Here is a 16,605-nt window from a genome sequence, read left to right on the forward strand (position 1 = left end):
TTAAACTTGACTCTAAAGGGATTGCTAAGGCAAACGAAAAAGTGGATAAGCTCACTAAAAGTGTTGTTGGCTTGGGTTCTCTTGCAGGGGTAGCGCTTAGCGGTATTTCTGCGGTAGGGTTCAATGCTGCATCCCAGTTTGAGACCGCTATGGGTCAAATTCAAAGCGCAACGGGCGCAACTGCTGCTCAAATGATAGAGACCCGATCCGTTGCTGAAGATTTATATAATCAGAACTTTGGCGAGTCTTGGGATGATCTTGGATCAGCAATTACATCTGTTCAGCAGGTAACACACCTGACAGGTGATGCGCTAAAGGATGCTACTCAGAATGCTCTACTTCTACGTGATGCTTTTGGTTATGACATCACGGAGTCCGTACGTACAGCAGATACCATGATGAAGCAATTTAACATTACGCAAGATCAGGCTTATGAAATGATGGCTCAAGGTCAGCAAAAGGGACTAAACAAGTCTGGTGACATGCTGGACACGTTTAATGAGTACGCGAACCAATTTAAAACGCTTGGGTTTGGTGCTACAGAGATGTTTGATACTTTGGTAGCGGGATCAGAAAACGGAGCTTTTAATCTGGATAAGGTCGGGGATGCTGTCAAGGAATTTAATATCCGTGCAAAGGATGGTAGTAAAACCTCGATTCAAGCCTTTGAGATGCTTGGACTTAATGCGGATCAGATGATGAGTACCTTTGCTGCCGGTGGTCCAGCTGCTAAACAAGCTTTCACGGACATCATGCAGATGATTGGAGATATTGCCGATCCAGTACAGCAAAATACGGTCGGAGTTGCCCTCATGGGGTCACAATTTGAAGATTTAGAGGCGTCAACCATATCAGCGTTAGGGTACGCGAAGAAATCTTTCGATGAGACGAAAAGCAGCATGGACGAGCTTAATAAGGTTAAGTTTAATAAACCCGGAGAAGCCTTCCGTATGTTCTTCCGTCAAATCCAAACTGGTATTATTATTCCTATTGGGCAAAAGGTACTTCCTTACCTAAATCAATTTGGACAATGGATGGTTAATAATAAGGCTCAAATCCAAGCAGTAGGTAATACCATCGCCAATGGAGTGGGTAAAGCGATTAATGGGTTAATACTGGGAGCTCAGACCTTGTGGCCACATATCCAAAAGATTGCTTCTAATATTTCAGCAGTTACGCGAGCAGCTACTGGATGGAGTGGCTTCGCACCTGTAGTATTCGGACTCGCAGCAGCATTTGCTACATACAAAACAATCGTCACAGCAGCGACAATTGCTACTAAAATCCACGAACTCTGGACTAAACGTGCTGCAATTGCTCAAGGAGCGCTTAACGTTGTAATGAGTCTTAATCCAATAGGGATTATCATAGGTCTACTTGTTGGACTAGGTGTAGCGTTAGTTGTTGCTTATAAAAAATCAGAAACTTTTCGAAATATCGTTAATGGTGTTTGGGAGAGCGTAAAGAAAACGGCCATTACGTTATTTGATGCTATTAAGAAGACATGGGATAAGGTCATGGGCTTTCTTACCAACATTGATCTTGCTGAGACTGGTAAGAACATTATCCAAGGTCTTATTAATGGAATTGTAGGGATGAAAGATGCTGTAGTAGGAAAAGTCAAAGATATTGCTAGTGGCATTAAGGATAGTATCACGGGGTTCTTGGATATCCATTCTCCGTCTAGGGTTATGATGGAGGTCGGTTTCTTTACCGGAAAAGGTCTGGCTGATGGTATCGAAGGCACAGAATCTATGGTTAAAGACAGTTCGGTACGATTAGCCCGCGAAGCCGTATCTACGCCTTTGGAGTCAAACGCATATACTCCTGAAAGCTCACCGGCCCGTGCTTCAAGATCTAACAGCAATACCCGACACGAAATTAGTGTGAAACTCGACTTAAGTGGTTCTTCTGGAACAAACTCAAACATAGATCCATCCTTGTTATCTATGCTCCGGGCAATGATGGGAGAAGAGTTTGAGAGTGCGCTAAGACGCTTGAATTTGGATGGTGATGTGTCGTATGGCTAAGATCGATGGCAAATACTATATCACTGTCGAAGAAGAGTCGCCAACGTTCAGTGCAGAAATTACCGATCAGCCCGTTGAGAAAGGGGCAAATGTATCTGATCATGTTCAGAAGGGACCTGCATCGATTTCGGTATCCGGGCGTATTGTAGGTTCCAAAGCCTCTGAAATTAGAACTTACCTGAAGACGGCTTATGAAAAGGGCAGAGTAATTAATTATGTCGGTAGGAATGCCTTCAAAGGATTAATAAGTTCCTTTGGTACATCTCATAATAGCTCAATTGCCAACGGATATACTTTCAGCATGGAAATACGTGAAGTTATTATCGTTAAAACATCTTCTTATTCCGGACAGCTGCCAACACCAGTAAGAGTGCAGGCAAAAGTAATTAACAGCGCTGGAACAAAGCAGACTAAAACCAAAACAGGAAAGACAACTACTAAGAGTTCTGCTAAGAAATCAACAAAAACTAAAACCAAGAAAGAAAAAGCGAAAAGTAAAACCAAGGCGAAGGAAACAGTGAAAAAAGTTACCTTCAAAGCAGGAAGTAAATGGGAAAAATAAAGAGGGTGGTTATATGGACGAGTATATTGATATTGAGAAGGACTTAATTCCTTATCAGTTTGATATCGACCTGGAAGGTATTATTTATACATTCTTAGTAGATTACAATACTGCTCATGATTATTTTACTGTTGACCTTTCCATCGCAGATGTTCCGATCGTAACAGGTGAGAAGATGGTTTATGCAGTTCCACTCTTTAATAATATTTCAGATAGTCGTATCCCATCTTTGCAGATTATTCCTTACGATTTGTCTGGTTCAGAGACGCGCGTATCCTGGGGGAACCTCGGGATAAGCGTGTTTTTGTATTTATATTTTGAGGATGATGAAGATGAGTAATTTTGGACGAGTTATTGAAATCCTTGTGGGAGGAATGAAATTCAGTAGTTTAGATTTCAATATCGAAGGGACGGTACCTTTTGATAATGATACGCTGCCAAACGAGTCAGAGGTGAAGATATGGAACCTCTCAGATTCAACCATTAATAAGCTGAAGCGTAACTCAGTATTGCATATCAATGCGGGATACACCGGTGATATAGGTACCATTTTACAGGGGTACGTAACTAAGAGATGGTCAGCATGGGATGGTCCAAATAGAATAACAACCCTGAAGGTATTAGATGGACCGGATTTAACTGTACGTAAGATTGTAAGTAAAGCTTATGCAAAAGGAACCTTAGCGTCTTATATATTGAAAGACTTGGCGAGTAAGCTTGGGATTCCAGTTGCTCAAATGGAGTTGAGTAAAGATGTTCGATATTTGGGTGGGTATACAGCAGATGGAGTAATAACAGAAGTCATGGCCGACATAACAAAAGATTGTGGTACCAGCTTCTTTATGAATAAAGGACGTATATATATTCGGAATCTTAGAAGAGGTGCAGATCCCTTATTTAAGTTATCACAGAAGACCGGCTTAATTGGATCTCCAGAGCCATTAGAAGGTGATGATGGGGTAATAGGATATAATTTACGTTCTCAATTACAGCATAGGATATCCACGGCTTCTACTGTGGATCTTACATCTCGGATATGGTCAGGGAGAGTACATGTCAGAAGTGGTAGTCATAAGTTTAGTAGAACCGGTGATTTCATGACGGAAATGGAGGCGATTATGTGAAGAATGCTGATCCAGCCGGTACCTTAGCAAGTTTAATTCAAAAAGCGATCCAAAAATTCTCAGCAAGTATGCGAGTAGCGATGCCGTGTGAAATACTTTCCTACAATCAGTCCAATCAAACTGCAACGATAAAGCCCCTTATTCGGTCTATTACTGATGTAGACTCAGCGCCAATTGAAGATGTTCCTGCATTAGGTCAGAGGCTAATGATTAATGGATATGAAACATATTGTCCTCCTGTATATCACCGAGGGGACGTTGTGCTTGTTGTTTTCACTGATCGTGAATGCAAAGGGATTTTACAAGGGCAATCGAGTGGACCACAATATTCTCGTCAACACAGCATTATGGATGGTGTCATAGTGGGGGTGTTTGGGTGAAAACTTTGAAATTTGGGAGTACAGGTTTGGAATTCGTAAATGGTGAGCTGCAACTGGTGTCTGATCAAGAGGAGATCACCCAAAGTGCTCGCATTTTGCTGAGCATAAATAAAGGGGAATGGTTTCTTAATCCAGAGCTTGGAATTGATCAAAGAATGTTTCTAGGCAAGGACCCATCAGAAGGAATGATGGAAGATGAAATCCGTGAAGCTCTTCTGGAGTATGTGGAAGATATCACGACTATTGATGAGGTTACCTTCATAAAAGATCCGAAAATCAGAAAATTAAATGTGAATTTCATTGCGACATCAATCACTGGGGAAACAATTACAAATGAAGAGGGGGTGATTTTTGATGCCGATTGATGAAACGGGATTTAGAAGAAAAAGATTCCCAGAGCTGGTAAGTGATATGGAGGGAAAATCCAGAGAAGCTTTTGGAGAAGACATCAATACATCAGAAACAACGCTCCTTGGGATTATGTTGAGGCTTATGTCATGGATTATTGCAGATATTTGGCAGGATGTAGAAGATGTTTATCATAGTTCTGATATGCATACAGCGGAAGGTTATCGTTTGATTCGATTGGCTGCTAACAAGGGAGTCATCCCCATTGAAGAACAGTATGCTACTGGCACCCTACGAATTTTAGGTGTACCTGGATATACTGAACCAGCTGGGTTTTTAATCAAAACTGGAGAAGGAGTCTTATTCGAAACAACTCAGAGTGTAACGCTAAATTCGAACGGTTCAGGAGATGTTTCTATTGAGGCAATGGAGCCAGGTGATTCAGGGAATGTAGAACCTGAAACCATTACAATTGTTGTTAATCCGAATGCGAATGTCACGATGGTAACTAATCTTGTGGCTACAAGTGGAGGAAGGGATCAGGAAACGCAGACTGAATTCCGTGAGAGATATTTCGAAGAAGTGCGGGATCCCTCGTCAAGTGCTAATCCAAGTCAATATAAAAAGTGGGCCAAAGAAATACCCGGCGTTTACGATGCGCGGGTTTTTCGTGCTGCTGGTGGCGGAGGAAATGTCCTTGTCGTAATTCTTAATGCGGATAACCGGGCACCAAGTGCTGCAGTAGTGAGAGCTGTAAATGACTATATCCAAAGTGTGAAACCAGTCGATGCAGTAGTAACCGTAAGAAGCGTGACAGAAGTATTAATTAATATAACAGCAACGCTTACTCTTAAAGAAAGCAGTGATCTATCCTCAGTTACGGAGCAGTGCCAAACGGCCGTGTCCAATTACTTGAGTAGTATAACTGATACCATTGTTAGGTTTAACCGTATAAGCGAGGCTCTACTGTCCGTGGAGGACGTGCTGGACCATGATGGTTTGCAAATCAATGGCGGTAAGGGAAATCTACAATTAGCAGAAGATGAAGTTCCGATCGCTGGGGCTATTAATTTTATATAAGAGAGGATGGTCATAATGGCAGGAAAAAGTAAGTGGCTAGAAATGCAAGTGCTCAATCATACACTGAGGGGGACTGTCTACACACCGCCTACATCGTTATATATTGCTTTGTTCACTACGGATCCTACTGATGCGGGAACAGGAACGGAGGTTTCCGGGGCTGGTTATGCTCGGCAACTTATAACATTTAGTGCTGCGTCAACAAGTGGCGTTACTACTTCATCTAATGCAGCAGATATTTTCTATCCAGTTGCTACGGCAGCATGGGGGACAGTGACGCACTTCGGAATATTTGATGCAGCTACAGCGGGACACCTATTATATTCTGGTCAAATTACTCCGAATCAACCGGTAGTGGCAAGCAATCAGTTGAAAATAGATGCAGGAACACTGATCATCACGGAGGATTGAGGTGATGAATAATGGCTGTAGTTAATCTTACAGGCATATCGCAAAGCTCCAGCAGTGGGGTTGGGACAATTGTAAGAATTGTTAAGGGTTTAGGGGGATCAGATGGAGTATCCTTATTAAACCCTGTTGAAATCCGAGTAGTCGTTAGACTTACAGGAAGCGCTTATTCTAACTCCACGATATTAGCAAACGGCATCTATCGAATTTTAAGGGTAACAAGTAGGTCCCTGGGAAAATCAGTCCTTCCAGCTATACGCATGAAAAAGTATTCTTTATTCTCTGGAACGGTTACAGGAAAAGCTAACGCTGAGGCTTTTATTTCAGACAAGGATATTTTCAACAACATGATTAAAAAGCTTCCTTCCATATTTAAAGAGGATGCAATATTAAAGGAGTTATTAAAAATGTTCGCTGTTGAAGCGACCATTTTAGCTGCAACAATAAAGTGGATTTCAGATCAGAAAAGCGTCGATCTAGCATCTGAGGTTGGTCTTAAACGTTTTGAAAAAGAACTGAGGATTATTCCAGACGCTAACTCAACTGTAGATGAACGAAGGTTAATCATTAAAGATCGTCTTAAACGGCCAGATATTTTAACCAAAAAGCGATATACAGAGATTATGAATACGTTTTATGACATGACTGTAGACGAACTCACAGATGTTCAACGAGTAGTATCAACGATCTGGAGTGTACGCGGAATTCCAAAAAATATAAAGGACATTAAACAAACTGCTGAGAAAGTTCTTCCTGCACATCTTGAATATGAGATAGTGCCTACATGGCTCACGTGGGGAGAAATTGAGGATTACGGACTCACTGGTGAAGAAGCGGAGACATACACAACAGAAGAATTGTCTGAAGCGTTTTTGTTTCCCTATGAAAAAAATATGTAACGGAAGGTTGTGAGTTCAATGAGGAATTCTAATACATTAATTAGCTATACAGAAGTCCAAGTGCTGAAAAAGAACGCACATAAAGAAGGCTTTATTATCATTAACGAAGATAAAACAGCAAAAATCATAAGGTTGACTATAGGTTATTATGATGAAAATGAAACGCTTTTAGAAACTCGTGATTGTATTGTATCAAGTGAAAACTATGAACTACTTATGTCTAATTCCCCTGATTTTGCACCAGGCAAACCAGAAAATGAGTATCGTGAACAAGATTTATGGTACATCATTGATAAAATTTATTAAGGGTGGGATTAATTAAAAATGCCTACTAAAAATATTAAATTGAAGCAGTGGGGCCGAAAAGAGGCTTGGAAAGTCGAAGACTTTAATTCGGCATTGACTCAGATAGACGAAGAAGTTTCAGAGCGTGGGACTAATGTAAACTGGTTTAAAAAATCAGACAGCAGTGGGTTGAATAATGATTTGGTCACTTACATTAATAAAGAAATAACCAATAATCCAGATATCTATCATATGCCGTTTGGTAATATTACGGTTAATATCCCAGCAGGAGAATACACGGTTACAGATATAAACTTACTAAAGACAACGCTGAAAAGGGTTAGAGGTCTTAATTTGAGAGGAACTGGACGAGAGGTAACAAGGATTATTTTTAAACCATCGGCTAATAACCAATATCTGTTTAATAACAACGATTGTTGGCTTCACATACACTTTGAAGATATGACGTTTTTTGGTGACCTATCAAAAAATGCTAACTTTATGTTAAGTACAGGTGCTGGTGGAGCGCAAAATTATACATTTTCACGAGTGAATTTTCGGAACTGGAATTGGGTATGTAAGCTAGAGGGTACTGATAATAACTCAGAGTTCACCTTTTTTCATTGTGGATTTTACGGAACTATTCGAAAAGTATTATTTGTTGAAGACCAAAATGGATCAGATCAATTCCTTAACTATAATTTCTTTGCTTGTCAATATGAGGTTGAAGAAGGTGATTTCATTGACATGGCTAAGGGTGGGAATATCAATATATGGGGCGGAAGTTTTATCCATATAGGGGCTAACGGAGGTACTTTTTTTAAATTACTAGGTAAGACACACAGCTTGGGAGTAACAAGATTTTTGTGTATTGGAGCACGATTCGAACATCGAACTGTGAATTCAAAATTGATTAGATGTGAATGGGACAAAGGTAACGTGAGCTTTATTTCTTGTGATTGTAGCTCTCAAGCTCTAAATGTTTCTCCAAATAGTAAAATAGCTACTTTCGTTAGTGAAAATGTGGACATGCCAATAATTAATTTTGATAATTGTACATTAATGGGAACCCATCAATTTCAATACTATGCAGCTTCTGCTCAAAAGCAACCAAGAATAACATACGAAAATTGTGACATTTTAAATCATCAAACTATTGGGACATTTATAGAATTATCTGCACCGGATAACAATGCATCTAAAGGAGCACAACCTACAATACATTTTAAAAATTGCAGAGCCAAAGATTCTCGAAGGGGGAATGTATGGGATTGTGATTATAACTTTCAAAATTCTTATACGGGTATAACCCAAAAAAGAATTGTATCTTTAAAAAATGCTGATGGTAAATTCCCATATCAATTATCACCTTTAGTTGATTGTTACTTGCCCCTAGGATCAATAATTACAAATATAAGACTGTACTCTCCTGCTGGAGCGGTAACAGAAAATACAGATGCTACATTTACAGTTCAGACTACTGAATCAACACCTACTGTGCTAGGGATAGTTAATGCATTAGATCATTCGTTGGGTTTTGATTTAAACCAACCATTACTGTTTAGTTGTGATTCTGAAGCAAAAAGACACATTCAACTTGTTGCAACAAACGTTGCTCAAGCGAATGGACAGGCACTTTGCTTGATAGAGTACATTGGTTAATATAACACGCTCAATTGCGTGTTTTTTGTTGTGGTTCAAGGAATTTCTTAAAACAGGTCTGAATGGGGGAACGGGGGATGAATCAAATAGAAGGGGTGAGTACAGTGCCAGAAACAGATTATAGTTTCGCCATGGAAATACGAGTACAGTTAGCACGGATTGAAGAAACTCTCAAGACGCTCAGTGCGATGGCTACCACCTTAGATAATGTAAAAGAAACAGCTAAAGAAGCCCTACAGTGTGCGGATAGAGCGAACCAAAGACTTGATGTAATTGAACCAAGTAAAGATATTGCCGAGGAAGCAAAACGAAAGGCGGAAGAGGCGCTAAAGACACTTGAAAAACAAGCAGATGACCAGAAGTGGTTTAAGCGAACTTTCTACGGGGCACTAATCACCGGCTTCGCTGGTGGTGTATTTGCATTAGTCTGGGCCGGTATTCAAATTACCGGTACTAATTAATTTGGAGTGTGAATTTATCATGGAATGGAACGCAATTTCTGAACTTATTGACCCTAGACTTATCATTGTATTGGCTCTTTGTTGGGTAGTGGGTTTTGTTCTTAAACAAACACCTAAAGTACCGGATTGGACCATCGTCTATATTGTAACAGCTATATCAGTTCTACTGACAGTGTGGATGATCGATTGGAGTCCGGAATCATTGATTCAAGGTGTTTTAACTGCTGCAGTTGCTGTGTATGGTAATCAAATTATCAAGCAAGGCAAGAAAGGAGTTGAGAAGGATGGATATAACCAAATATAAAATCTTAAGACGTTATATCAATAAGCGCCCAAACGTAAGGCCCGGCACCCGGTTAGTATCCGGAACGCCGGGTTTTTTCGTTGCACACGATTCTGGTAATCCTGGTGCAGATGCTGAAGCACATTACAAGTATTTTAACAGCATGATTGATCGCGATGCTTCAGCACACACCTTTATTGATGACAAACGGATATTGGAGATTATTCCAACCGGGACTGGTCCAGATCATGCTGAGAAGGCTTGGCAAGTTCGCTATAATGTCACCACAGATAATGATAAATACGGTGATGATGCAAATGACATTGCTCTTGGAGTAGAACTTTGTTACGGCGGGAAGATAAACACAGTTGAAGCATATAATAAATTCGTTTGGTACCTTGCCTATTGTTGCTGGAAGTGGGGCAAGAACCCTTTGATTCATATCCCTACTCATAAGCAGCTTGATCCATCGCGTAAAGCTGACTGTGAACAGGCTCTTGAGTCGATCGGGAAAAGTCTAAAGGATCTTATATATGACGTAGCGACTGAACTGGAAGGTGAGAAGGTCGTTCCTAAAGCACCATCATTCGTAGCATTGACACCTTATATTGCAAATGCATTGATCACAAATTATGTACGTCCTGCGTGGAAAGCATCTAAAGATGCTGGGGATGCTGATGGTGCAGGCCACTTTCATCGTTTAGCGAACAATCTAAGGAGTGCAGCTGGAATCGATGCTGAGGGAAATAACTTAGCAGCAGCGGTCAAATTGCACAAATCAAATGCCCAAGAAATTATATTCCGGTGGCTTAAACCTGCATGGCAAAAAGCACATCGAGCGGGGGATCAGGTCGGCAAGACACATTATAATAACCTGGCTAATTATTTGCGGAAAGCTGCAGGGATGCCTATTGAATAAACATTTTCATGTCAGCGGAAAAAAGCTCGGGGATTAATCCTGGGCTTTTTTGTGTTATATTGGAAAATAGAGGAGGATGAAATCAACGTAGATTATCTGGGATTTAATTGGAAAATACTCACCTCTAGCAGTGAAAATACAAGGTACATACTACATAAGAGATCAATGCGAATTCAATATGCAGGATATTTTGCTTTGGAACTTGTAGGAAAGGTGTGTTCTGAATAATGAATAATTCCATTTATGTGGAGTTCAGCGAATTTTTTTACAATCTAATGTACAAATCTCGGTATTTCTACGATGAAAAACTAGTTGGAATGATGGCAGAGGTAATTGAAAATAATGTCCTGAGTATTGATGCATCAGAAGACCGAGTTTTATACAGGGCTAGACTTAATAATGAGAGTGAAATGAGAAGGCGAGAAATTGAAAAGTATCCAGCAAACGAAATGGGTGCTCCACCTATTTATTATTCTTCAAACGGTAGAGCAAATCCTAGAGGCATTACTTATTTATACGCTGCAGAAGACATAGACACTGCTATTGCAGAGGTAAGACCGTATAAACGAGCTGAAATCACAGTTGCCAAATTAGTATATAATGAACCTGTAAGATTGTTTGATGTTGTTCTAAAAAAACATGAAAAATCTCCAAAGAGTGATAGTGTTAAGTGGATAATGAATCATTATATGTCTAACCCCATAGATCCTAATAATTCAGATTTAGAATATATAGCCTCACAATTTATTTGTGAAATTGTTAAAAATCTCAAACTTGACGGAATTAGATTTCCAAGTTCCTTACGTAATGGGGGAATAAATGTTTTATTGTTCGATCCCAGTATGATGACTATACAAGAAGAAACAAATCTCTACACTGTAACTAAAATCGATATTAAGGTAATGGAAGGATAATAATCGTATGTACGGCACAAAAAAAGCCCCCGAGGTTCTTATGGGGCCTTTTTTTGTCATCTATTGTTGGAGTATCTTTGATAGTTTTTTGAATTCATCTTTATCAGAAGATAAGTAAATTTCCGTTTCAGTTCCATCAATAGTACAACTGATTATTGCAACGGAAGCATCCTTCTTTTTTCCTCCAATTGCACCGCCAGCTATTAATCCGATTCCTCCCGTAAGTACACCACCAACTATAGCTCCTGCTGCAGCTTTTCCTAGACTGCGTTTTCCTTTTTCATCCCACACAAGTTGAGTAACCATTGCAGGTACTTCATCAATAAGTAAAGTGTTTTGTGAATCGCCACGCTTTACAAAAACTTGTTTGCCACTGAATTGTGGATATCCTCCAATACATTCAATTCTAATAGCCTGACCCTTTCTGATTAAACTTCCTTCTCCTTGAGCCTGCTTCCACATCTCTTTAAATCCCATTTTTCACTTCACCTCGGTAATCCGAAATTTTAACTATTATATTTGAATTGTATCACTCTATGATACAGAATTGTGATTTTATTCCCAAAAATCAATAGATTTTACATTGTACCCGTACTTTCTCAATACAGATATGATCAATTGCTTCGTTTTAATCCTCGGTTTTACATTCTTGTTTCCATCACATAGATCCGAAATTGTATCTCTATTCTTTCCAGTTTTTATAGACAGCCATTCTTGACTAATATTCGGAGTTTCATCAAGAAATATTCCAAGAGGCGTTCTTTTTTTACCCAAGCCAGACATTGGTATCACCATCCTTAATTGTTATAAGGATGGACAAACCTATGAAAAAATATACTCGAAACTCCGAAACATGACCAAGCACTCCACATAGTTATAGAACTAGATACATAACCAAACCGGACCAAGGCGCCCTGGTTACGTATCTGGATATATAACCTGACAGCAGGAGTGTGATCTTTATGATTAGCGCAATCGATCCAGGAGGACGTAATACAAAGTACTTTGACAGCCGTTTGCCTAAGCCAGTGATTTTTCCGTCAGCGATTGGGATCAATGATCTGAACCGCAACCTAAAAAGCTTAGGGGAATATGACTTTGAATGGGAGTATGAAGGACTTACTGGTTTCGCTGGCAGTCTTGCACTCCGGGAGTCGGAGTATGTAGAAAGTCGGAAAGATGAAAGCAAAGCGCATTTTGATGCAAAACTTAGATCACTCATAGCACTGCATCAGTATGGATCCGGTAACGAGCATCAAATACTTGTTGGCCAACCGATTGATACTCACACCGAAACTGAAAAACAGGCTATTAAGAAAATGTACATCGGCAGCCATGATCTGATTGTGAACGGAAAACGAGAAGTCATTGTAATCAAGAACTGTGAGGTTGGACCTGAAGGAGCTGCTTCTGGGCTTTTGGTAGCTCCTGCAGTCGGCACTATAAGAATCATTGATATCGGAAGCGGTAGCGTGAACTTCGCCACGATCACGGACCGGCAGTTTATCAATAAGAGCAGTTTTACACTGCCTGAAGGTATGGAGAGTAAAAGTAAACTAGATCCACGATCCTTTGGACGACAAATAGCTGCTAGGGCAATCGCTCGGAAGTGGGATAAGAAAGATGTGGTTTATGTTACTGGGGGCGGGGCTGCTGAGGTCCTACCGTTTATACAGCAGCTCTTTCCATTGGCAGTACTTTTAGACCCTGATCCTTTTACAACAAACGTTAGGGGACTCCTGATGATTGCAAGGAGGGTATACGGTGGCTAAGGATATAAAGATTGTTCAAGTGTCATTTAATCTACTTGATCCGGAGCAGAAATACTGGCATGAGTTTGTGTATGGTAAACCTAATTCGTCCGGATACATCAAGCGGCTGATCCAAAGAGATATGGAAGGTAGCAGCATTACTATTCAACTGCCAGAGGTTAAACGATCAGAAGAATTCAGTGTGGAAGGGTGGATATAAAGATGAATTTCTTCATCCCGTTTGCAAGCATTGCTGCTGTAGGAATCGTAGGTCACATCATTGAACGGAAACTTGAGATGAGCGGTAACGCCGGAAATGTGATCATGGTAAGGATCGGAGCGCAGGTGAGCTACTTCCTAATAGCATTTTCCACCTGGAAGGATTTCTTTAAAGTTGCTGGTCAATATCTCGGTGTACATGTGTCTTGGTAATGAAGTAATTACTCAAGTAAAAACCTGAGTATGTACCGAAGTAGTGTGACTTGAGTAATACAAGCTAAAAGCAGTGATATGACAGGAAAAACACAATATGTTTCAAGGGAACCCGCAGGAGCGGGAGAGCTTGAAGGTCTTGGGGGGTTGAGTTTGATGATGTTGAGTGGTATAGGGATAGTAAAAGCGCTGGGGTTGGTGGGTAGTCTAGGTGGTGCGTACGGGGCTTATGTCACCCACCCGGCAGTAATAGCATCCAAGAAGTTAAGTAACCTATTCCGCATGGGAAACGTGTTTCTGAGCATCCAGGGTTATAAGGGTCGGCAGATCAAAAAGTATCCATCGTTCTCCAGGAAAGACATTCGCATTTACTTGAACCGGACGGAGCTGAGTTTTGTTCTTCCCATCGGACTCATGCCGGATGAAGTTTATAAGAAAAAAGATTTGTTTTATCAGTCCTTTGGTTCGGAATTAGAGTTCGAATTATCGAAAGATAAACGGAGGTTTTTCATCAAGGCATACAACGAAGAAGTGAAAATGTTTGATTACGATCAGAATAAAGTTGCGGAACGAATCAAAGATATTCCCCTTCCGATCCTGGTGGGAAATACTCAGTCCGGTTTGTTTGCTTACAACATGGTCGAAAACCCTCATTTGTTGGTGACGGGCGAAACAGGGAGCGGCAAATCATTACAGCTCAGATCAATCCTCACAACGTTACTCACCAACTGTAAAGATCGCATAGAATTATACTGTGCTGATCTTAAGCGTACTGAATTTCATATCTTTAATGGAATAGCAAAAGAGGTTGTAATCAAACCGAATGACCTGCGGACAATGCTTTTGAAAATTACAAAGATCATGACGCAAAGAGGAAACCTGCTGAATAAAAAAGGCTTTGCTCATGTCGATGATTTGCCGGAGGACATCAGACCAAAATATATTGTTATTGCCATTGATGAAGTCGCGCTTCTGAAAAACAAAAGGAATAGAGATATTCTCGAAACTATTGAAGAAATATCAGCAATAGGTCGCTCGCTTGGCGTGTTCCTAATCCTCTCTTTACAACGTGCAGACGCAACTATTATGGACGGCGGTCTAAAGAATAATTTGACGGTTAGGATGGCGTTCAGAGCTTCCAATGTAACAAACAGCCGGATTGCAATTGACAGCGGCGAAGCATCGGAAATCATGAATAAAGAAAAGGGGAGGTTCGTGTTTTCCTTGGATGGTTTGAAGTTTGCTCAGGCTCCTTCCTTAGCTCTTTCCGATGCTAAGAGTATGCTTGAACCGTTTAAGCGGAAAGAGGTCACGGAAGAGAATGTGGTCGATCTGAGAGAAGATGAATTTAGTTCGGAGGAAGTGGGCGAAGAAGAAGAAATTAACCCGTTTGGAGTGCTCGTTTATGAGAACTAGGGATGAAGAAATCATAAATACTATACATGAATTCCGGTTCCTAACTGGTGAAGATGTCGCGGAAATTTACTTTTCCCACACGAAAAAACCAATCACTCAGGCGAATTCGGTACTCAAAAGATTACGCCGGGACGGTTATATCAAATGTTCTACGGAACGCAAGAAATATGTGTACTATTGCGCCGAACGAAAAGTTAAATCGGACTCTCAAAAGATTGGGCATTTTCTCTCTATCTCACAGTTCTACCGTGATGTATTCCGCATTGAAAAACCAAGAGTATTCAATGTAGAGCCGAAGCTTGGCGGAAAGGGTTCGCCTGAACCTGACGCATTTATGATTTGGAAAAACACACCTTTTTACGTAGAGATCCAGCGTTCGAAATATACGAAACCGCAAATGCAGGACAAAATGAATCGATATGAAAAGTACTACTTATCAGGGGATTGGCAGAACGAAGTTTGGCAGATACCACAGAAGAAGATCTTTCCGCCAGTTTGGATTATCGGGGTTGGTTCCGGATCGTATGACACGAATAAACAATCGTTCAAAGTGTTTCAAGATACTGTGGAATCAATGCTCACTAGGTTTAACAAATAGGCTGTAACCGAAACCATTATAAAGGTAAACGCAAACCAATACGTCCGCTTCATGTAACAGATAGTTGTAGACTTTCATTGGGAAATTGTTGAAAATAATCAAAAAATGACATACAATAAGAACAAGTGTTCTGTTAGGAGATTAGGAATAATAAATATTCACTAAATGAATCCAAGGGGGGATGGGTAATTCCGAGTAAAGGGGATTTGGTAGGTATTGAGTGAATGGGAACTATTAGTTCCCGTTTACTCCGAGGGAGAAGCGGGAATTACCGCGCTTCATGCTTGCATCGTCCGAAACTCGTAGAGGTCATCGATTGTACAGCCTAAGAGATGGATTGCAACGTAAATATCCTCTGGTTGCATAACTCTTGAACCGTTGCAAAAATGAGAAATCATCCGTTTAGAACGACCAGCCCTTCTAGCATACTCAGCTTGGCTCCAACCTTTAGCAATGATGAGTTCCAGAAGATTGCACCTCCCACGGGAGACATTCACTTCTTAACCACCCTTATGAGCTAGATGAGGTAATTACATTAACACCGACATTATAGCACTGGGGTGGGGAAGAGGTAAACATTACCGCTTTACGATTTAATGAGGAGGAAATTGTATGACGAACGAGGAAGGCAATAATCAAGAGCTAAACAAAGTTACTATTAGAGAGGCAAGAGAAGCGGCTGGTTATACGAAAGAAGATGTGATAAGTCTAATTGACGTCACTGAAGATGAACTGGATACATATGAGAATGATGCAACTGATCTACCCATTAAATTGGCTTGTGAACTTTTGGGATTATATAAAGTTGCATCTAATGCAGTAAAGTTCAGAGGGTGAAAGGTGGAAGGGTGAACCGTAATTTGGTTCGCTCTTCCACCTTTTGTTATGTCGAAACATCCCACAAAATTCCCACATGTATGAAGAATAAGCCTGAATGATAGTGAATATTGTTGGATAATCTGAAAGCGCAATCTTGCTTATAGGGCAAGGAATCTTGAATGATTCTGACTATCTTTGCTTTTTTCTGACTTATCAAATTTTTTATCTCCGTGA

The 16,605-nt window shown here is 40.4% G+C and carries 24 protein-coding genes; 21 read left to right on the forward strand and 3 right to left on the reverse strand.

From position 1 onward, the window contains the following. The 15 genes from KFT32_RS25950 to KFT32_RS26020 form a co-directional block, all read left to right on the forward strand. Nucleotides 1-2,030, forward strand: a 2,030-nt coding sequence (locus tag KFT32_RS25950; protein WP_211750235.1) for a phage tail tape measure protein, incomplete at its 5' end; no start/stop codon positions are given. Continuing rightward, nucleotides 2,023-2,592 carry a phage baseplate protein gene (locus tag KFT32_RS25955; protein WP_211750236.1) on the forward strand — a complete coding sequence of 190 codons (570 nt, stop codon included), beginning with the start codon at nucleotides 2,023-2,025 and terminating at the stop codon, nucleotides 2,590-2,592. The genes KFT32_RS25950 and KFT32_RS25955, both read left to right, overlap by 8 nt. Before the next feature lie 13 nt (nucleotides 2,593-2,605). Beyond that, nucleotides 2,606-2,932: a phage baseplate plug family protein gene (locus KFT32_RS25960; protein ID WP_211750237.1), complete on the forward strand. Its 327-nt coding sequence runs from the start codon at nucleotides 2,606-2,608 to the stop codon at nucleotides 2,930-2,932. Continuing rightward, complete coding sequence (locus KFT32_RS25965) at nucleotides 2,925-3,716, forward strand: phage protein (protein ID WP_211750238.1); 792 nt, start codon at nucleotides 2,925-2,927, stop codon at nucleotides 3,714-3,716. Before KFT32_RS25960 ends, KFT32_RS25965 begins: the two co-directional genes overlap by 8 nt. After that, the gene (locus KFT32_RS25970; protein WP_211750239.1) at nucleotides 3,713-4,096 is read left to right on the forward strand and encodes a Gp138 family membrane-puncturing spike protein; all 384 of its coding nucleotides are present in this window, start codon (nucleotides 3,713-3,715) and stop codon (nucleotides 4,094-4,096) included. Before KFT32_RS25965 ends, KFT32_RS25970 begins: the two co-directional genes overlap by 4 nt. Next, nucleotides 4,093-4,461 (forward strand): contractile injection system sheath initiator, encoded by a 369-nt coding sequence (locus tag KFT32_RS25975; RefSeq protein ID WP_211750240.1) that lies wholly within the window; start codon nucleotides 4,093-4,095, stop codon nucleotides 4,459-4,461. The genes KFT32_RS25970 and KFT32_RS25975 overlap by 4 nt, the downstream gene beginning before the upstream one ends. Next, nucleotides 4,451-5,524: a baseplate J/gp47 family protein gene (locus tag KFT32_RS25980; RefSeq protein ID WP_211750241.1), complete on the forward strand. Its 1,074-nt coding sequence runs from the start codon at nucleotides 4,451-4,453 to the stop codon at nucleotides 5,522-5,524. Before KFT32_RS25975 ends, KFT32_RS25980 begins: the two co-directional genes overlap by 11 nt. 15 nt (nucleotides 5,525-5,539) lie before the next feature. Further along, nucleotides 5,540-5,935, forward strand: a complete 396-nt coding sequence (locus KFT32_RS25985; RefSeq protein WP_211750242.1) for a phage tail fiber protein — start codon at nucleotides 5,540-5,542, stop codon at nucleotides 5,933-5,935. An 11-nt stretch (nucleotides 5,936-5,946) separates the two neighbouring features. After that, nucleotides 5,947-6,831, forward strand: a complete 885-nt coding sequence (locus KFT32_RS25990; RefSeq protein WP_211750243.1) for a putative phage tail protein — start codon at nucleotides 5,947-5,949, stop codon at nucleotides 6,829-6,831. Between the two features lie 18 nt (nucleotides 6,832-6,849). Next, on the forward strand, nucleotides 6,850-7,137 hold the full coding sequence (locus KFT32_RS25995) for a hypothetical protein (RefSeq protein WP_211750244.1): 288 nt from the start codon (nucleotides 6,850-6,852) through the stop codon (nucleotides 7,135-7,137). An 18-nt stretch (nucleotides 7,138-7,155) separates the two neighbouring features. Beyond that, nucleotides 7,156-8,778: a hypothetical protein gene (locus KFT32_RS26000; protein WP_211750245.1), complete on the forward strand. Its 1,623-nt coding sequence runs from the start codon at nucleotides 7,156-7,158 to the stop codon at nucleotides 8,776-8,778. 77 nt (nucleotides 8,779-8,855) lie between these two features. Beyond that, nucleotides 8,856-9,239, forward strand: coding sequence for a hypothetical protein (locus KFT32_RS26005; protein ID WP_211750246.1), 384 nt, complete (start codon nucleotides 8,856-8,858; stop codon nucleotides 9,237-9,239). A gap of 19 nt (nucleotides 9,240-9,258) precedes the next feature. Further along, nucleotides 9,259-9,543 (forward strand): phage holin family protein, encoded by a 285-nt coding sequence (locus tag KFT32_RS26010; protein ID WP_211750247.1) that lies wholly within the window; start codon nucleotides 9,259-9,261, stop codon nucleotides 9,541-9,543. Continuing rightward, nucleotides 9,524-10,441 carry a peptidoglycan recognition protein family protein gene (locus KFT32_RS26015; protein ID WP_211750248.1) on the forward strand — a complete coding sequence of 306 codons (918 nt, stop codon included), beginning with the start codon at nucleotides 9,524-9,526 and terminating at the stop codon, nucleotides 10,439-10,441. Before KFT32_RS26010 ends, KFT32_RS26015 begins: the two co-directional genes overlap by 20 nt. Nucleotides 10,442-10,668: 227 nt before the next feature. After that, nucleotides 10,669-11,355 carry an RES family NAD+ phosphorylase gene (locus KFT32_RS26020; protein WP_211750249.1) on the forward strand — a complete coding sequence of 229 codons (687 nt, stop codon included), beginning with the start codon at nucleotides 10,669-10,671 and terminating at the stop codon, nucleotides 11,353-11,355. 60 nt (nucleotides 11,356-11,415) lie between these two features. On the opposite strand, the gene KFT32_RS26025 is transcribed toward KFT32_RS26020, so the two are convergent. Together KFT32_RS26025 and KFT32_RS26030 are read right to left on the reverse strand one after the other, a co-directional pair. After that, nucleotides 11,416-11,832: a hypothetical protein gene (locus KFT32_RS26025; protein WP_211750258.1), complete on the reverse strand. Its 417-nt coding sequence runs from the start codon at nucleotides 11,830-11,832 to the stop codon at nucleotides 11,416-11,418. Nucleotides 11,833-11,910: 78 nt separating this feature from the next. After that, the gene (locus tag KFT32_RS26030) at nucleotides 11,911-12,138 is read right to left on the reverse strand and encodes an XRE family transcriptional regulator (protein ID WP_211750250.1); all 228 of its coding nucleotides are present in this window, start codon (nucleotides 12,136-12,138) and stop codon (nucleotides 11,911-11,913) included. A 179-nt stretch (nucleotides 12,139-12,317) separates the two neighbouring features. On the opposite strand from KFT32_RS26030, the gene KFT32_RS26035 reads away from it, so the two are divergent. The 5 genes from KFT32_RS26035 to KFT32_RS26055 all read left to right on the forward strand — a co-directional run bounded on the left by KFT32_RS26035 (nucleotide 12,318) and on the right by KFT32_RS26055 (nucleotide 15,552). Continuing rightward, nucleotides 12,318-13,127 carry a ParM/StbA family protein gene (locus KFT32_RS26035; protein WP_211750251.1) on the forward strand — a complete coding sequence of 270 codons (810 nt, stop codon included), beginning with the start codon at nucleotides 12,318-12,320 and terminating at the stop codon, nucleotides 13,125-13,127. Beyond that, nucleotides 13,120-13,326: a hypothetical protein gene (locus KFT32_RS26040; protein WP_211750252.1), complete on the forward strand. Its 207-nt coding sequence runs from the start codon at nucleotides 13,120-13,122 to the stop codon at nucleotides 13,324-13,326. The genes KFT32_RS26035 and KFT32_RS26040 overlap by 8 nt, the downstream gene beginning before the upstream one ends. 2 nt (nucleotides 13,327-13,328) lie before the next feature. Further along, nucleotides 13,329-13,538 (forward strand): hypothetical protein, encoded by a 210-nt coding sequence (locus KFT32_RS26045; RefSeq protein ID WP_211750253.1) that lies wholly within the window; start codon nucleotides 13,329-13,331, stop codon nucleotides 13,536-13,538. Between the two features lie 78 nt (nucleotides 13,539-13,616). Then, nucleotides 13,617-14,954 (forward strand): FtsK/SpoIIIE domain-containing protein, encoded by a 1,338-nt coding sequence (locus KFT32_RS26050; RefSeq protein ID WP_211750254.1) that lies wholly within the window; start codon nucleotides 13,617-13,619, stop codon nucleotides 14,952-14,954. Further along, nucleotides 14,944-15,552 (forward strand): replication-relaxation family protein, encoded by a 609-nt coding sequence (locus tag KFT32_RS26055; protein ID WP_211750255.1) that lies wholly within the window; start codon nucleotides 14,944-14,946, stop codon nucleotides 15,550-15,552. Before KFT32_RS26050 ends, KFT32_RS26055 begins: the two co-directional genes overlap by 11 nt. A 278-nt stretch (nucleotides 15,553-15,830) precedes the next feature. On the opposite strand, the gene KFT32_RS26060 is transcribed toward KFT32_RS26055, so the two are convergent. Next, nucleotides 15,831-16,049, reverse strand: a complete 219-nt coding sequence (locus KFT32_RS26060; RefSeq protein ID WP_211750256.1) for a helix-turn-helix domain-containing protein — start codon at nucleotides 16,047-16,049, stop codon at nucleotides 15,831-15,833. A gap of 115 nt (nucleotides 16,050-16,164) precedes the next feature. Between KFT32_RS26060 and KFT32_RS26065 the strand changes: the two genes are divergently transcribed. After that, nucleotides 16,165-16,389, forward strand: a complete 225-nt coding sequence (locus KFT32_RS26065; RefSeq protein WP_211750257.1) for a helix-turn-helix domain-containing protein — start codon at nucleotides 16,165-16,167, stop codon at nucleotides 16,387-16,389. The last annotated feature ends 216 nt before the right edge of the window (nucleotides 16,390-16,605 follow it).

This window comes from Paenibacillus sp. Marseille-Q4541 (assembly GCF_018310695.1).
Lineage (GTDB): Bacteria > Bacillota > Bacilli > Paenibacillales > Paenibacillaceae > Paenibacillus.

Excerpts from the sequence above, each read along its gene's own strand:
- KFT32_RS26020 (WP_211750249.1), top strand. The coding sequence starts at position 10,669 with ATGAATAATTCCATTTATGTGGAGTTCAGCGAATTTTTTTACAATCTA.
- KFT32_RS26030 (WP_211750250.1), bottom strand. The coding sequence starts at position 12,138 with ATGTCTGGCTTGGGTAAAAAAAGAACGCCTCTTGGAATATTTCTTGAT.
- KFT32_RS26050 (WP_211750254.1), top strand. The coding sequence starts at position 13,617 with ATGACAGGAAAAACACAATATGTTTCAAGGGAACCCGCAGGAGCGGGA.
- KFT32_RS25955 (WP_211750236.1), top strand. The coding sequence starts at position 2,023 with ATGGCTAAGATCGATGGCAAATACTATATCACTGTCGAAGAAGAGTCG.
- KFT32_RS25980 (WP_211750241.1), top strand. The coding sequence starts at position 4,451 with ATGCCGATTGATGAAACGGGATTTAGAAGAAAAAGATTCCCAGAGCTG.
- KFT32_RS26000 (WP_211750245.1), top strand. The coding sequence starts at position 7,156 with ATGCCTACTAAAAATATTAAATTGAAGCAGTGGGGCCGAAAAGAGGCT.
- KFT32_RS26065 (WP_211750257.1), top strand. The coding sequence starts at position 16,165 with ATGACGAACGAGGAAGGCAATAATCAAGAGCTAAACAAAGTTACTATT.
- KFT32_RS26035 (WP_211750251.1), top strand. The coding sequence starts at position 12,318 with ATGATTAGCGCAATCGATCCAGGAGGACGTAATACAAAGTACTTTGAC.
- KFT32_RS25990 (WP_211750243.1), top strand. The coding sequence starts at position 5,947 with ATGGCTGTAGTTAATCTTACAGGCATATCGCAAAGCTCCAGCAGTGGG.
- KFT32_RS26015 (WP_211750248.1), top strand. The coding sequence starts at position 9,524 with ATGGATATAACCAAATATAAAATCTTAAGACGTTATATCAATAAGCGC.
- KFT32_RS26010 (WP_211750247.1), top strand. The coding sequence starts at position 9,259 with ATGGAATGGAACGCAATTTCTGAACTTATTGACCCTAGACTTATCATT.
- KFT32_RS26025 (WP_211750258.1), bottom strand. The coding sequence starts at position 11,832 with ATGGGATTTAAAGAGATGTGGAAGCAGGCTCAAGGAGAAGGAAGTTTA.
- KFT32_RS25960 (WP_211750237.1), top strand. The coding sequence starts at position 2,606 with ATGGACGAGTATATTGATATTGAGAAGGACTTAATTCCTTATCAGTTT.
- KFT32_RS25965 (WP_211750238.1), top strand. The coding sequence starts at position 2,925 with ATGAGTAATTTTGGACGAGTTATTGAAATCCTTGTGGGAGGAATGAAA.
- KFT32_RS25995 (WP_211750244.1), top strand. The coding sequence starts at position 6,850 with ATGAGGAATTCTAATACATTAATTAGCTATACAGAAGTCCAAGTGCTG.
- KFT32_RS26045 (WP_211750253.1), top strand. The coding sequence starts at position 13,329 with ATGAATTTCTTCATCCCGTTTGCAAGCATTGCTGCTGTAGGAATCGTA.
- KFT32_RS25985 (WP_211750242.1), top strand. The coding sequence starts at position 5,540 with ATGGCAGGAAAAAGTAAGTGGCTAGAAATGCAAGTGCTCAATCATACA.
- KFT32_RS26055 (WP_211750255.1), top strand. The coding sequence starts at position 14,944 with ATGAGAACTAGGGATGAAGAAATCATAAATACTATACATGAATTCCGG.
- KFT32_RS26005 (WP_211750246.1), top strand. The coding sequence starts at position 8,856 with ATGAATCAAATAGAAGGGGTGAGTACAGTGCCAGAAACAGATTATAGT.